At 64.5% G+C, this 13,999-nt stretch carries 15 protein-coding genes; 13 read left to right on the top strand and 2 right to left on the bottom strand.

Going from position 1 to position 13,999, the window contains the following annotated elements:
- Positions 1-69: 69 nt before the first annotated feature.
- Positions 70-714, top strand: coding sequence for a TetR/AcrR family transcriptional regulator (locus tag AC4ELH_RS19490; protein ID WP_064878299.1), 645 nt, complete (start codon positions 70-72; stop codon positions 712-714).
- On the opposite strand, the gene AC4ELH_RS19485 is transcribed toward AC4ELH_RS19490, so the two are convergent.
- Positions 711-1,589, bottom strand: a complete 879-nt coding sequence (locus AC4ELH_RS19485; protein ID WP_498886056.1) for an alpha/beta fold hydrolase — start codon at positions 1,587-1,589, stop codon at positions 711-713. The genes AC4ELH_RS19490 and AC4ELH_RS19485 overlap by 4 nt on opposite strands.
- Positions 1,590-1,821: 232 nt before the next feature.
- On the opposite strand from AC4ELH_RS19485, the gene AC4ELH_RS19480 reads away from it, so the two are divergent.
- From AC4ELH_RS19480 to AC4ELH_RS19445, 8 genes are read left to right on the top strand one after another with little or no spacing between them, the layout of a single operon-like run.
- Complete coding sequence (locus AC4ELH_RS19480) at positions 1,822-2,592, top strand: MlaE family ABC transporter permease (protein ID WP_055110583.1); 771 nt, start codon at positions 1,822-1,824, stop codon at positions 2,590-2,592.
- A complete protein-coding gene (locus AC4ELH_RS19475; protein WP_498886054.1) occupies positions 2,589-3,446 on the top strand; it encodes an MlaE family ABC transporter permease in 858 nt (285 codons plus the stop codon). Before AC4ELH_RS19480 ends, AC4ELH_RS19475 begins: the two co-directional genes overlap by 4 nt.
- Positions 3,447-3,459: 13 nt before the next feature.
- The gene (locus AC4ELH_RS19470) at positions 3,460-4,647 is read left to right on the top strand and encodes an MCE family protein (protein WP_498886053.1); all 1,188 of its coding nucleotides are present in this window, start codon (positions 3,460-3,462) and stop codon (positions 4,645-4,647) included.
- Positions 4,644-5,675 carry an MCE family protein gene (locus AC4ELH_RS19465; RefSeq protein ID WP_448443984.1) on the top strand — a complete coding sequence of 344 codons (1,032 nt, stop codon included), beginning with the start codon at positions 4,644-4,646 and terminating at the stop codon, positions 5,673-5,675. The genes AC4ELH_RS19470 and AC4ELH_RS19465 overlap by 4 nt, the downstream gene beginning before the upstream one ends.
- Positions 5,675-6,757, top strand: a complete 1,083-nt coding sequence (locus AC4ELH_RS19460; protein ID WP_064878335.1) for an MCE family protein — start codon at positions 5,675-5,677, stop codon at positions 6,755-6,757. The genes AC4ELH_RS19465 and AC4ELH_RS19460 overlap by 1 nt, the downstream gene beginning before the upstream one ends.
- On the top strand, positions 6,754-8,211 hold the full coding sequence (locus AC4ELH_RS19455; protein ID WP_448443982.1) for an MCE family protein: 1,458 nt from the start codon (positions 6,754-6,756) through the stop codon (positions 8,209-8,211). Before AC4ELH_RS19460 ends, AC4ELH_RS19455 begins: the two co-directional genes overlap by 4 nt.
- Positions 8,208-9,443 carry an MCE family protein gene (locus tag AC4ELH_RS19450; protein ID WP_448443980.1) on the top strand — a complete coding sequence of 412 codons (1,236 nt, stop codon included), beginning with the start codon at positions 8,208-8,210 and terminating at the stop codon, positions 9,441-9,443. The genes AC4ELH_RS19455 and AC4ELH_RS19450 overlap by 4 nt, the downstream gene beginning before the upstream one ends.
- Positions 9,443-11,011: an MCE family protein gene (locus AC4ELH_RS19445; protein WP_498886050.1), complete on the top strand. Its 1,569-nt coding sequence runs from the start codon at positions 9,443-9,445 to the stop codon at positions 11,009-11,011. Before AC4ELH_RS19450 ends, AC4ELH_RS19445 begins: the two co-directional genes overlap by 1 nt.
- An 86-nt stretch (positions 11,012-11,097) precedes the next feature.
- On the opposite strand, the gene AC4ELH_RS19440 is transcribed toward AC4ELH_RS19445, so the two are convergent.
- Positions 11,098-11,610 (bottom strand): Rv2253/PknI dimerization domain-containing protein, encoded by a 513-nt coding sequence (locus tag AC4ELH_RS19440; RefSeq protein WP_448443976.1) that lies wholly within the window; start codon positions 11,608-11,610, stop codon positions 11,098-11,100.
- Positions 11,611-11,800: 190 nt separating this feature from the next.
- Here AC4ELH_RS19440 and AC4ELH_RS19435 point away from each other — a divergent pair, with 190 nt between their 5' ends.
- The 4 genes from AC4ELH_RS19435 to AC4ELH_RS19420 all read left to right on the top strand — a co-directional run bounded on the left by AC4ELH_RS19435 (position 11,801) and on the right by AC4ELH_RS19420 (position 13,990).
- Entirely contained in the window at positions 11,801-12,133 is a 333-nt protein-coding gene (locus AC4ELH_RS19435; RefSeq protein WP_174554334.1) for a hypothetical protein, read from the top strand.
- Positions 12,099-12,584 carry an Rv2576c family protein gene (locus AC4ELH_RS19430; RefSeq protein ID WP_498886048.1) on the top strand — a complete coding sequence of 162 codons (486 nt, stop codon included), beginning with the start codon at positions 12,099-12,101 and terminating at the stop codon, positions 12,582-12,584. Before AC4ELH_RS19435 ends, AC4ELH_RS19430 begins: the two co-directional genes overlap by 35 nt.
- A 96-nt stretch (positions 12,585-12,680) precedes the next feature.
- Positions 12,681-13,358: an Rv1363c family protein gene (locus AC4ELH_RS19425; RefSeq protein WP_448443972.1), complete on the top strand. Its 678-nt coding sequence runs from the start codon at positions 12,681-12,683 to the stop codon at positions 13,356-13,358.
- Positions 13,355-13,990, top strand: coding sequence for a twin-arginine translocation pathway signal (locus tag AC4ELH_RS19420; RefSeq protein ID WP_498886045.1), 636 nt, complete (start codon positions 13,355-13,357; stop codon positions 13,988-13,990). Before AC4ELH_RS19425 ends, AC4ELH_RS19420 begins: the two co-directional genes overlap by 4 nt.
- The last annotated feature ends 9 nt before the right edge of the window (positions 13,991-13,999 follow it).

Raw genomic sequence — 13,999 nt, 5'->3', positions numbered from 1 at the left:
GTGTGAGTCTAGGCACAGCGTGCCTGCGAAGTAAAGGAGACCGCGTGCCGGTGCGACGACAATCAGCGAATGCCCAAAGGTAAGGGGCCGACGCTCACCGAGCGTCGCGCTGAGGAATTGCGGCTCAACATCGCCAGGACCGCATGCGACATCTTCATCGCCGACGGCGACACCACGGCAACCGTGGAGCGCATCTGCGCCGAAGTCGGCATCGCGACGCGTACGTTCTACCGCCACTTCCCGGTAAAGGAAGACGTACTGGGGCCGTTGTTCGGGCGAAGCGAGACAAACATGCGGGATCTGTTGTCCTGTGCTGCAGCCGATTCAGACCCCGTAGATGTTCTTGTCGACATGTTCACGGTCGAGGTTCGGCATCGCCAGTCGGCTGGGGTCCAGCATCGGGAGTCGGTGGACAAGGCGCGGAAACTGATGTCCCTCGTTGCCGAGACTCCGCAGTACCGACTGCGATGGATGGAATGGAGCGAGAACCTCGCCGACGCCATCACCGAGTTCCTGGCGGGGCACTTCGACTTGAGCGACGACGTGTTCACGCGCTCATTGCCGAGCAGGCTTGTGGTCCATGTCAGCAGTAACGCCTACATCTGGTGGACCGACGCCAAGGAACCGCACGAACTCGACGAGTTGATAGCGGCGCACCGGTCCGGCATCGCCATGGTGCTGGCCGGACTGCAACGGTCGGACGTAAGTCGTTAGACCCGTGCCAGGAAGTTCGTGACCACAGACTCGAAAGCGGACTTCGCCTCGATCATGGCCCAGTGCCCACAGTTGGGGAACACGTGAAGCTCGGCGTTGGGTATGGTCCGCATCGGAATCAGCGCCATGTCAAGCGGACTCACGCGATCATCGCGTCCCCACGTCAACAGTGTCGGTGCCGATACCTTGTGCATCCGTGCCCAGGGCATGGGCAGGTCTGAAGCGGCCATCGACGCCATCATCGCTGCAAACGCCGCCTTCCCGTACATGCGGCGTGCGGCGGCCAACGTCTCCGGGTCGGTCGCCAGCGTCCAACGCTCCTCGATGAGCTCATCGGTGACCAACGACCGGTCGTAGACCATGGAATGAAGCCAGTCGATCAAGCGCTGCCGAGTCGGGTCCTCGGTGAATTCCTGGAGCAGACGGATTCCCTCGCTCGGCCCGGGGGAGAAGATCGTGGTACCGATCCCCCCGATCGTCACGAGGCGGCCGACCCGTTCGGGCGCGTTGATCGCCGTGTTTATGCCGACTCCGCCGCCCATGGAGTTGCCGACGATGTCCACCCGTTCGACGCCGAGCGCATCCAGGAACGGAGTGACGGCGCCCTGAGCGGTGACCATCGGGTGCCCGCCCCAGTCATCGGAAACTCCGAATCCGGGGAACTCCAGGACCAGGCAGCGGAAGCGTTCCGCGAACGTCGGTAGTACCCCGCGGAAGTTGCGCCATCCGGTTACGCCGGGACCCGATCCGTGCAGGAACAGAACGGTCGGACCCTGGCCGACGTCGTAGTACCGCAAAGTTCCTGCACTGGTGTCGATCTCACGCAGCGCATCCGTCGTACCGACACCGGTGGTGGTCGCAGCAGAACTTGACACGTGTCTTCTTTCCTTTTGCCGGGCTCGTTGCATCCAGCCTCACACGCTGTCCAAAAGGTCGGCAATGGGATGTTCCGCTGACTGGTGACTAGCAGCGGCGGGGCGGTATTCCCGGTGGGTGGGACACGCGATGGTGCGCTCGGTTGTGAACTGCGATGGTTCCCCGGTCGAGACGTGTTCCAGGTCATACCGGTCACCGGGTGACCCCCCCCACGCAGAAAAGGAGAACCCGATGCTGCAGCGACAACTCGCCGGCCCACTCGAGGGGGTGGGTGGGTTGTTCGCCATGTCGGTGGATGCCGCCAGATTCACGGTGCGCAGACCATTCCAATGGCGCGAATTCCTTGACCAATCCTGGTTCGTGGCACGGGTTTCCATGGCGCCGACGCTATTGGTTGCGATCCCGTTCACGGTTCTGGTGTCGTTCACCCTGAACATCCTGTTGCGGGAACTGGGGGCGGCGGACCTTTCCGGTGCGGGCGCGGCGTTCGGCGCCGTGACCCAGGTGGGGCCGATGGTGACGGTGTTGATCGTGGCCGGTGCCGGAGCGACGGCGATGTGCGCGGATCTGGGGTCGCGGACCGTCCGTGAGGAGATCGACGCCATGGAGGTGCTGGGCATCAACCCGATCCAGCGTCTGGTCACCCCGCGGATGCTGGCCTCGGGTCTGGTGGCGCTCTTGCTCAACAGCGTCGTGGTGATCATCGGAATCCTTGGCGGATACCTGTTCTCGGTGTTCGTCCAAGACGTCAACCCCGGCGCGTTCGCCGCAGGTATCACCCTGCTCACCGGCATTCCGGAGGTCATCATCTCCTGCGTCAAGGCGGCCCTGTTCGGCCTGATCGCCGGACTGGTCGCGTGCTACCGCGGTCTGACCGTCTCGGGTGGCGGTGCCAAAGCGGTGGGCAACGCCGTCAACGAGACGGTGGTCTACGCCTTCATGGCGTTGTTCGTCGTCAACGTGGTGGTCACCGCCATCGGCATCCAGATGACCACGCGATGACGGCCACGGCAGTACTTCAGTCGGCGTACCCGCGCCTGTCCCGGGCCGTACGTCGGCCGGGTGCCGCGCTGAGCGGCATCGGTGACCATGTCCTGTTCTATGGGCGGGCGCTGGCGGGCATGCCCCATGCGGCGGTGCACTACCGCAAGGAAGTCGTCCGGCTGATCGCCGAAATCAGCATGGGTGCAGGGACATTGGCCATGATCGGCGGAACCGTCGTCATCGTCGGGTTCCTGACCCTGGCCACCGGCGGGGTCCTGGCGATCCAGGGCTATTCCTCGCTGGGCAACATCGGCATCGAAGCGCTCACCGGGTTCCTGGCCGCCTTCATCAACGTTCGGATCTCGGCGCCCATCGTCGCCGGAATCGGTCTCGCCGCCACCTTCGGCGCCGGCGTCACCGCGCAACTCGGCGCCATGCGGATCAACGAGGAAATCGACGCACTCGAGGCGATGGCGATCCGGCCCGTCGAGTACCTGGTGTCCAGCCGCATCGTGGCCGGAATGATCGCGATCACCCCGTTGTACTCGATCGCGGTGATCCTGTCCTTCGTGGCCAGTCAGTTCACCACCGTCGTGCTACTCGGGCAGTCCGGTGGCCTGTACGGGCACTACTTCGGCACGTTCCTCAACCCGATCGACCTGCTCTGGTCATTTCTGCAGGCGCTGCTGATGGCGTTGGCAATTCTGCTGGTGCACACCTACTTCGGCTTCTTCGCGACCGGTGGTCCGGCCGGTGTTGGCGTCGCCGTCGGCAACGCGGTCCGGACGTCGCTGATCGTCGTCGTCTCGATCACCTTGTTGATCTCGTTGGCCGTCTACGGCTCCAACGGCAACTTCAACCTCTCCGGCTAAAAGAAGGCATCCGATGTCGCGTGACGCTATACGTCTTCTGGTCGGGCTGACCACGGTCGCGGTGATCGCCGCGCTCGTCACCGGCGCGATCGTGCTGTTCCGCGGCGGGGTCGCGCCCACCGCCTCGGTGACCGTCATCTCGCCGAGGGCCGGTCTGGTGATGAACCCCGATGCCAAGGTCAAACTGCACGGAGCGCAGGTCGGCAAGGTCGTGGCCATCGACACGCTGCCGGACGGGCAGGCAGCACTTCGGCTGGCGATGAATCCCGATGATCTGCAACTGATTCCGTCCAACACCGGTGTGGAGATCGCTTCCAGCACCGTGTTCGGTGCCAAGTTCGTCCAGCTCGTGCCGCCGCCGGAGCCCTCGAAGAATTCGATGTACGCCGGACAGGTGCTCGACGCCACGCACACCACTGTCGAGATCAACACGGTGTTCGAGCAGTTGGTGACGGTGCTGGCACAGATCCAACCGGAAAAGCTCAACGAGACACTCGGCGCGATGGCCCAGGCCATCGACGGTCGCGGCGACAAGCTCGGCCAGACGCTGGTCGATCTCGACGCCATGCTGGCCAAGTTCGCTCCCAGCCTCGGCACGCTGAGTCATGAAATAGCCGTAGCACCCCAGGTGTTCAATGCCTACGCCGACGCCGGACCGGACCTTGTCGAGTCCATGCGCAGCGCGGTGCGACTGGGCGATACCGTTGTCGATCACCGCAATGATCTGGATGCGTTGTTGGTCAGCGCGATCGGACTGGCCGACGTCGGCAATGAGGTGGTCTCGACCAACAGCGCCGGCGTGAGCGACGCGATGCGGCTGCTCGTGCCGACCACGAATCTGCTGAACCAGTACAACCCGGCACTCAACTGTGTGCTCAAGGGAATGGTGCCGCTGGCGATGGGACCGCCACAGCCGCTACCTGGCGTGATGCTGCTGGACTCGTTCCTGCTGGGCACCGAACGCTACCGCTACCCGGGCAACCTGCCGAAGGTCGCCGCCACCGGCGGCCCGCAGTGCCAGGGCCTGCCCGAGGTCGGCTTCGAACAACGGCCGCCGTTCGTGGTCACCGACATCGATGCCAACCCGGCGCAGTACGGAAACCAGGGAATCCTGTTGAACTCCGAGGGTCTCAAGCAGGCGCTGTACGGCCCGCTCGACGGTCCGCCCCGCAACACACCTCAGATAGGACAACCGGGATGACGCGCAGCATCGGCACCGCGATCAAGTTCGGCGCGTTCGGCGTGACGATGTTGCTCCTGACCGCAGCGTTGTTCGCGATCATGGGCCAGTACCGCACCGGATCCACGAATGGATACTCGGCTGTGTTCAGCGACGCGTCCAGTCTGAAGGTCGGCGATTCCGTGCGGGTGGCCGGTATTCGTGTCGGCACGGTCAACGACGTTGCGCTGCAACCTGACAACACTGTGCTGGTCCGCTTCGACTCCGACCGCGAAGTCGTCATGACAACCGCGACCAAGATCGCGGTGCGCTATCTGGATCTGGTCGGCAACCGCTATCTCGAGCTGCTCGACAGTCCGGGATCGACCAAGATCCAGCCGGCGGGTTCGCAGATCCCGCTCGAGCGCACCGAGCCGGCACTGGATCTCGATCTGCTGCTCGGCGGGCTCAAGCCCGTGATCCAGGGACTCAACGCCCAGAATGTCAACGCGCTGACCAACTCGCTGATCCAGATCCTGCAAGGCCAGGGCGGCACGGTGGAATCGCTGATGGCGCACACGACCTCGTTCACCCAGGCGCTCGCCGACAACGGGCAGACCGTGCAGCAGCTGATCGACAACCTGAAAACCACCGTGGCAACAGTTGCCAAGGACGGTGACAAGTTCTCGGGAGCCGTCGAGCAACTGCAACAACTCATCACCGGTCTGTCCCAGGAACGCGATCCCATCGGCGAGGCGATCACCGCACTCGACAACGGAACCGCATCTTTGACCGACCTCATGACCCAGGCTCGGCCGCCCCTGTCAGGCACCGTCGATCAACTCACCCGGCTGGCGCCGCTGCTCTCGAATGAGGACGACATGGCGCGGATGGACCTTTCGTTGCAGAACGCTCCCAAGAACTACCGCAAGCTGGTCCGGTTGGGGGCCTACGGCAGCTTCATCAATCAGTACCTGTGCGGCATGAATGTCCGGGTCACCGACCTGCAGGGACGCACCGCGTACTTCCCGTGGATCATGCAGAACACCGGACGCTGTGGGGAGCCCTGATGCTGAAATACCGTGGATCGCACCTCATTCGGAGCGGACTCATCGGGATCGTGCTGATCGCGATGATCATCGCCGTTGGGCTCCAGCCTCAGGCGCTGTGGTCCTGGGCCACGTCGGTGAAGTATCACGCGCTGTTCGCCGAGGCCGGTGGGATCACCACCGGTAACGACGTCAAGATCTCCGGGGTCACCAAGGGCCTTGTCACCGACGTCAGCTTGAGTCACGGCAAGGCGCTGGTGACCTTCACTCTCGACAGCAAGGTGCGCCTGGGCTCCGCCACCACCGCGCACATCCGCACCGGAACCATGCTCGGTGCCAGGATGCTCACCCTCGAACCGGCCGGCGCGGGCACCATGCGCGCCTCGGACACCATCCCCATCACCAGGACGGCGTCGCCGTACTCGTTGACCAACGCCGTCGGCGACTTCACGAACAACACGGCCGGCACCGACACTGCTGCGCTCACGCAATCCCTCGATACGTTGTCGGACACCATCGATCGCATGGCGCCGCAACTGGGACCGACGTTCGAGGGTCTGTCCCGGCTGTCGGAAACCCTGAACAGTCGCAACGAGTCGCTGTCCAACCTGCTCAAGAGCGCTGCCGACGTGACCGGCATCCTCTCGAAGCGCAGCGAGCAGGTCAACACGCTGCTGCTGGACGCGAACGCGTTGACCGGGGTGCTCGACCAACGCCGGTACGCGATCGTCAACCTGCTGGCCAACACCTCCGCGCTGTCCCAGCAGCTCTCCGGACTCGTCCACGATAACGAAGAAGAGCTCGCACCCACCCTCAAGCAGCTCAACTCGGTGACGGCGATGCTGGAGAAGAACCGCGACAATATCGCGGGCGCGCTGTCCGGTCTCGCCAAATACCAGGTGACCCAGGGTGAATCAGTGAACAACGGCTGGTACTACAACGCCTTCGTCGGGAATCTCCTACCGGCGCAGACCCTTCAGCCCTTCCTCGACTACGCCTTCGGATTCCGGCGCGGTACGAATGCCGGACAACCGCCGGACAATGCCGGCCCGCGCGCCGAATTCCCATGGCCCCACAACGGCATTCCTGGAGGCAGTCGATGATCGCCCGCAACCGCAAGCGGATCAGCCGCACCATGTTGGTGCTGCTCGCCGCGCTGGCACTGGCCGGCACGGTGGTGATCGTGCGACAGACCGCCTTCAAACCGACCACCATCACCGCGTACTTCACCTCGGCCACCGCGATCTACCCGGGTGACGAGGTCCGTGTGGCAGGCGTCAAGGTCGGCTCCATCGAGAGCATCGAACCGGTCGGCGGGCAGGCTCGGATCACCCTCGCCGTCGATCACGGCGTGAAAATTCCGGCCGACGCCAAGGCGATCCTGATGGCGCAGAACCTGGTTGCCGCTCGCTATGTCCAGCTGGCCCCGGCCTATGAGGACTCCGGACCGACCATGGCCGACGGCGCGCAGATCGGTGTCGAGCGCACCGCCGTGCCCGTCGAGTGGGACCAGGTCAAGGACCAACTGATGCGGTTGGCGAGCGACCTGGGGCCGATCAACGGGGCATCGGCAACGTCTCTCAGCCGCTTCGTCGACAGCGCCGCCGCCGCCATGAACGGCAACGGCGAGAAACTGCACGAGGCGATCAGCCAGTTGTCCGGTGTCGCAAAGATCCTCGGCGAGGGGAGCGGCGATCTCGTCGGCACCATCAAGAACCTGCAGGTCTTCGTGACGGCGCTGCGGGACAGCAATGCCCAGATCGTGGAATTCCAGGGACATCTCGCCAATGTCACCAGCGTCGTCGACGGGAGCCGCTCCGATCTGGACGGTGCGCTGACCAATCTGGCCGACGCCGTCGGTAACGTCCGGCGGTTCATCGCCGGCACTCGCGATCAGACCGCTGAGCAACTGGAGCGGCTGAACAACGTCACCCAGAATCTGGTGGACAACAAGGCCAAGCTGGAGAACGTCCTGCACGTGGCACCCAACGCGATCGCCAACGGCTACAACATCTACAACCCCGACAGTGGGACCGCCGTCGGTGCTTTCGCGCTGTCGAACTTCGCCGATCCGGTTTCGGTGGTCTGCTCGGCGATCTCGGCGGTGAAGAACGCCACGGCATCCGAATCCTCCAAGCTGTGCGCCCAGTACCTCGGGCCGGCCCTGTCGTTGATCAACTTCAACTACCTACCGATGCCGTTCAACGCCTACCTACGTAAGGCGCCGAGCGCGGAGAACCTGGTGTACACCGACCCCAACCTCGCACCTGGTGGGGCCGGCGGGCGTCCGCAGCCGTACGCGGACCAACCGCCGGCGGTGTCGGCCTTCACCGGTGCCAATGACGTGGCGCCGCCGGCGGGATGGGGTGCGCCCCCGGGCCCGCCGGGCTCATACGCACCCAACGGATTCCCCGCGAACCCCTCACCCGCGGCGTACCCCGGATCGCCGATCGTCTCGGACACACCGGTACAAGCTCCGAAGTCGTTGGGGGACATGCTCCTACCCGCCGAGATGGCTCCGCCCCCCGCACCCCCTGCCCCAGGAGGCACCCCATGAGCGCTCGGAGGTCATTGACGCGCCTGACCGTGACAGCTGCCTGCGCGGCGGCGACCCTGACGGGCTGTGCGTTCCACGGACTGAATTCGCTGCCGCTGCCCGGCACGGTGGGACGCGGGGCTGACGCCACGACCTATCATGTTGAGCTCGCCAATATTGGTACGCTGGAGGCTAATTCGCCTGTCATGATCGGCGATGTCATCGTGGGCAGCGTCTCTCGCATGGCGGTGAAGGGCTGGCACGCGGACGTGGAGGTCTCGGTCAAGCCCGACGTCGTCGTTCCGGCCAACGCAGTCGCCACCGTCGGTCAGACCAGTCTGCTGGGCTCCATGCACATCGCACTCGACCCCCCGCTGGGACAGTCGCCGTCAGGACGGCTGTCGCCGGGCGCCACGCTCGAGCTCGACCAGACTTCGACCTATCCGTCGACCGAACAGACCCTGTCGTCGCTGTCGGTTCTCGTCAACGGCGGTGGTCTGGGCAAGATCGGCGACCTGGTCACCGAATTCAACGCTGCGCTGGGCGGCCGCGAAGACCAGATTCGCGATCTACTCACCCGGCTCGACGACATTGTCGGGATGTTCGCCAACCAGCGCGACGACATCAACGCTTCGATCACGGCACTGAACCGGTTGGCGGGCACGCTGTCCGGACAGCAAGAGGTGATCACCACGGCGCTGCAACGGATCCCTCCCGCCTTGGACGTCCTGGTGAAGGAACGCCCGCGCATCACCACGGCTTTGGAGAAGTTCGGTCAGTTCAGCGACACCGCGACCAAGCTTGTCCATGCGACGCGGGACGACCTGCTGACCAACCTGCGCAACCTTGAACCGACGGTGAAGGCACTGGCCGATGTCGGTCCGAATCTGGGCACGGTGTTGGCCTACGCACCGGCGTTCCCCTATCCGCAGAACTTCATCGACCGGGCGATTCGCGGGGACTACCTCAACCAGTTCATCACCTTCGACTTCACCGTCCCGCGACTGAAGAGAGGGTTGTTCCTGGGGACCAGATGGGGCCAGGAGGGCCTGCCGTTGACGCCGGCGCCCGGCGATCCCTGGTTCTCGAACTACACCAAGGATCCCCTGAACATGCCACTGACTCCACCACCACCCGCAGTGGCCACGATGCCGCCGCTGGTCGACCCGGCTCCGGACGAAGGGCAGTCCGATCCGCCTGCCGTAACGCCGCCTTCCGACCCTGCAGCAGCGCCGAACGGAGGTGGCAACTGATGCTCACCCGCTTCGTGCGAATTCAGCTGGTCATCTTCGCGGTGGCGTCGGTGATCGGGATGGCTCTGATGGGCATCGTGTACATGCAGGCACCGACCCTGTTGGGAATCGGGCGGATGACGGTGACCCTGCAACTGCCCGGAACTGGTGGGCTGTACCAGTTCTCGAACGTCACTTACCGCGGCGTGCAGATGGGGAAGGTCACCGAGGTGCGGCCCACCCGTGACGGAGCGGTGGCCACGCTGTCGCTGAACACGTCACCCAAGGTGCCCGCGGACCTGCACGCCGCAGTTCTCAGCGTGTCGGCAGTGGGCGAGCAGTACGTGGATCTGCAGCCCCGCAACGACTCGGGACCGTACCTCCACGACGGGTCGGTCATCCCGGCATCCAGCACGTCGATTCCCCAAGCGGTGGGGCCGATGCTCGATCAGGTCAGTTCACTCATGGGCAGCATCCCCAAGGACAAGATCAGCCCGCTGCTCGACGAAACCTTCAAGGCGTTCAACGGGACTGGAAATGACATGGGAGCGCTGTTGGACTCCTCGTCGAGACTGATCAACGAGGCGAATGCCGCCTCCGATCAGTCCCGGGCGCTCATCGACGACGGTGCACCCTTGCTGGACGGGCAGGCCGAGTCGGTCGATGCGATCCGCACCTGGGCCCGGAGCATGGCCGGAATAACCAAGCAGGTCGCCGACGACGACCAGCACGTGCGCACCCTGCTGAAGGACGGGCCGGGAACTGCGGACGAAGCGTCCCGCTTGTTCAATCAAGTCAAACCCACGTTGCCTCTGTTGCTCGCCAACCTCACCAGCCTGGGTCAGGTCGGGGTGACTTATCACCCCTCGCTGGAGCAATTGCTGGTGCTGCTGCCCCCGGTCGTGGCCTCTACACAGTCCTACGGTGCGCCGAAGAACAACCCGGTTGGAATGTCGCTGGGAGACTTCACCCTCAACATCGGAGATCCGCCTGCATGCACCGTCGGATTCCTACCGCCGTCGGCCTGGCGATCTCCGGAGGACACCAGCGACATCGACACTCCCGACGGGTTGTACTGCAAACTGCCGCAGGATTCGCCGATCGGTGTCCGCGGAGCGCGCAACTACCCGTGCATGGGGAAACCCGGAAAACGTGCCCCCACCGTCGAAATCTGCGACAGCGACCGGCCTTACGAGCCACTGGCGATGCGACAGCACCCGCTCGGCCCGTACCCGATCGATCCCAATCTGCTGGCACAGGGCATAGCGCCGGATTCGCGGGTCGATCGGGACGGGGCCATCCACGGACCGGTCGAGGGCACCCCGATGCCGCCGCCTGCCGCGCCTGCCGAGGCGCCTGTCGAGGCGCCTGTCGCACCGCCGGCAGATGCGGTGCCGCCCAGCCCGGATGCGCCGATGATGGCACCGAGTGCGTTCACTCCCAATGGATCTCATGGTCCGTCGGTTGCGATCGCCACCTACGATCCGCGCACGGGGCGGTACGCCACACCGGACGGCAAGGTGTACCGGCAGACCGATCTGGTGCCGCCGACCGGCGACCCGACGTGGAAAGACCTGTTCACCACCTGATTGCCCGTGAATGTCAAAACCCCCGCAATGGAATCCGTTGCGGGGGCTTTGGCATTACCTGACCGAGTAGCTGAGAAGCTCTCCGTTCAGGCCGTTTTCACGAGTTTGAACGGCATCGTGATGAAGACGACCCTGCTACTGCCACACGACCCGCTGACGCCGGTGGTCGAGTCCTCGCCCAGCAATGTCGTCGACGCCGGATCGGTTGCGGTGGCGTCCGCGTTCGAGGGGAAGAAGCGGAATACCTGCAGGCCGGGACCAGCGGTGCCGTCCCCGCACGGTTGCCAGTTGTCGACCGTCTTCTTGACGAACCAGACGCCGCTCTTCTTGTAGATCGGCGCGCTCCATCCCCAGTCGGTGTCGACGGTGCCGGTGCACTCGCTGGGATAACTGCACGTCGTGGAGATCGTCCAGGTACCACGAATGCTGGCCTCGTCGTGGAAGATGTCATTCGTTTTCGCCCACTCGCCGTTCGACGTGGCGGTGTACGTGCCGTTGAGGCCCCAACTCGGAGATGCCGCGGCAACCGGGCTGCACAAGCCGGCCACCCCGGTGGCGGTGAGCACCGCCGCCCCAATGAACGCAGTCGACACCCGCATGACCAAACTCCTCTGTACGCCGGCCACCGGTGGTCGCCGCGGCAGTGTTCACTGTGCAACTTCTTCCGTCTTCTGACGGACAATGTCCCACCTAGTGGGCCATGAGCTGGCGGCCGGATTCAGCCGTGCCACAGTGTCGTACGTGCGAATACCGGTGGTAGCCACGGCAGGCCTGCTCGTTGCGGCGACGATGATCGCTCCGTCGCCGGCGGGCGCAGAACCTGTCGGCTGCAGTGAACCCTCATGCGTACCCGGGATCACCGGTGGCGTCGTGCTCGGCGCGCCGTGCTCGGACACCGCGTACTACGTCTTCGGCACCACCTCCTGGGGCCGGGTGGTGTTCTGTGGGTCGCCGCGCCGTTACGAGCCGCGCTACTTCCGGTCGCCGCCGCTCAAAGGTATTCGCGAGGAGAACACCCCATGCACAGGTTTCGAGAACACCGTCGCACAGGCGCCCGACGGGCTGTTCCTGAGCTGTGTGTCGAGCGATGGAACGAGCAGGTGGCTTCGTGGTGACCTGTGATTCGCGGGACCGCGCGGTGTTGAAGCGTTGGCGCGCAGGCACCGTCAGCGCGCTTCTCGCGGTCGGCCTGGGTGCTGGTACGGCCGTGGCGACCCCGGCATACGCCGACGAGGAGCCGATGCCCCACCACGTGACCTACACGGTGACCGCGGAGCAGCCGACGACTGTCGGCATCTACTTCCGCGAGGTCGACCCGCCGACGTGGGCCGACTACAGCCACAATCCCTACGAGTTCAGTCCTAGGGACGATCTGACGCTTGAGCCCGGCAAGCCCTGGATTCGCGAGACGATGCTCGCCGACCCCATGAAATGGGCCATGGTTACCGTCACCACGGCCGGCTTGGCTCCGCAACCCAGCCAGACTCTGCGTTGTGAGCTGGCCGTCGACGGGATCGTCGTCCACCGCGCTGCCGGCCCCAAAGGCGCGTTGTGCTCATTGCGGAATTGGTGATTTCGTCAGAACGGATTTGTCCGCTGGGTGGGACACCGCCGTCGGCGCCGGTTCCGGCCGCATTAGCGTGCGGCCGAGACCAACCGGAGGTGCACTATGCGGTTACTCAGCCGCCCCGACGAGGAAACTGAGCCGACCGTGCTCGATGACGTCGACGACACCGACTCGCCGCTGAGCGACGACGATTCACCGCTGCATGACGACGCGGAGTTGCCAGATCAGGCCCACCCTTCGGACGAGGACGATACTGAGGACCAGCCACCGGCTTCGGACGAAAAACGCAGATGGCGACCGAAACTCGCGACGGTGCTCGCCGGTGTCGCCATCCTTGTCAGCGGTGCGTTGCTGGCAGCCAGCGGATACCTGATCTGGTTTCACCAGCAGACCGACCGTGAGCAGCAGCGCCGCGCGGAATTCTCGGCGGCGGCCTCGCAAGCCGCAGTCACCCTGATGTCGATCGACAGTGCCAAGGCGGAGGAGAACGTCAAGCAGATCGTCGACAACTCGACCGGACAGTTCAAAGAGGACATCGAATCGTCGGCCGAGGACCTGGTGAGAGCCGCGCAGGATTCGAAGGCGACGACGAAGGCCACGGCAAAGGCCACCGCTGTCCAGTCGATGGACGCGGACTCCGCAGTCGTCCTCGTCAGCACCGCAACCACGGTCAGCAACTCGGCCGGCGCCAATCAGCAGCCGCGCAACTGGCGGCTGAGCGTCACGATGGTCCGAGACGGGGGACAGATCAAGATGTCGAAGGTGGAGTTCGTCCCGTGAATACCAGCACAGCAGAACCAAGTACCGGTACCGAACCTGACGTCGAAATCCCTTCGGAGACCGAATCAATCCCCGAGGAGCCGCAGGCCGCCGAAGTCGACGCGAGCCTCGAGGAGGCTCCACAGGATCAGGAGCGGTGGATCCATCGCGTTGCCCGGCGGTGGCGACCGATCGCCGTCGTCTGCCTACTGCTGGCCTCGGCGAGCTCGGCGGCAGCGCTCTATTTCGGCGTGTACCGCGCCGACCATGGGAGTGTCGCAGCGTCTGCGACGGTGGTCGATGCGGCCTCTGAAGGTTCAGTGGCGCTGTTGTCCTATGCGCCAGACAGTTTGGATCAGGACTTCGCTACGGCGAAATCCAAACTGACCGGTGACTTCCTGGATTACTACAGCGGGTTCGCCAACAAGTTCGTCGCGCCGGCGGCCAAGGAGAAGGACATCCGCGCCACTGCGTCGGTTGTTCGCGCTGCTCCGATCACCGTGCAGTCCGACACTGCGGAGGTGTTGGTCTATCTGAACCAGGCGACAACCAGCCGCGACAACCCCGAACCGGCACAGGCCGCCAGCGCTGTGAAGGTCGGGCTCACGAAAATCGATGGGGGTTGGCTGATCTCGTCGTTCAACCCGATCTAGGGACCAACT

The sequence above is a fragment of the Mycobacterium shunyiense genome, assembly GCF_058270075.1.
This window is presented reverse-complemented; position numbering and strand designations above follow the sequence as displayed.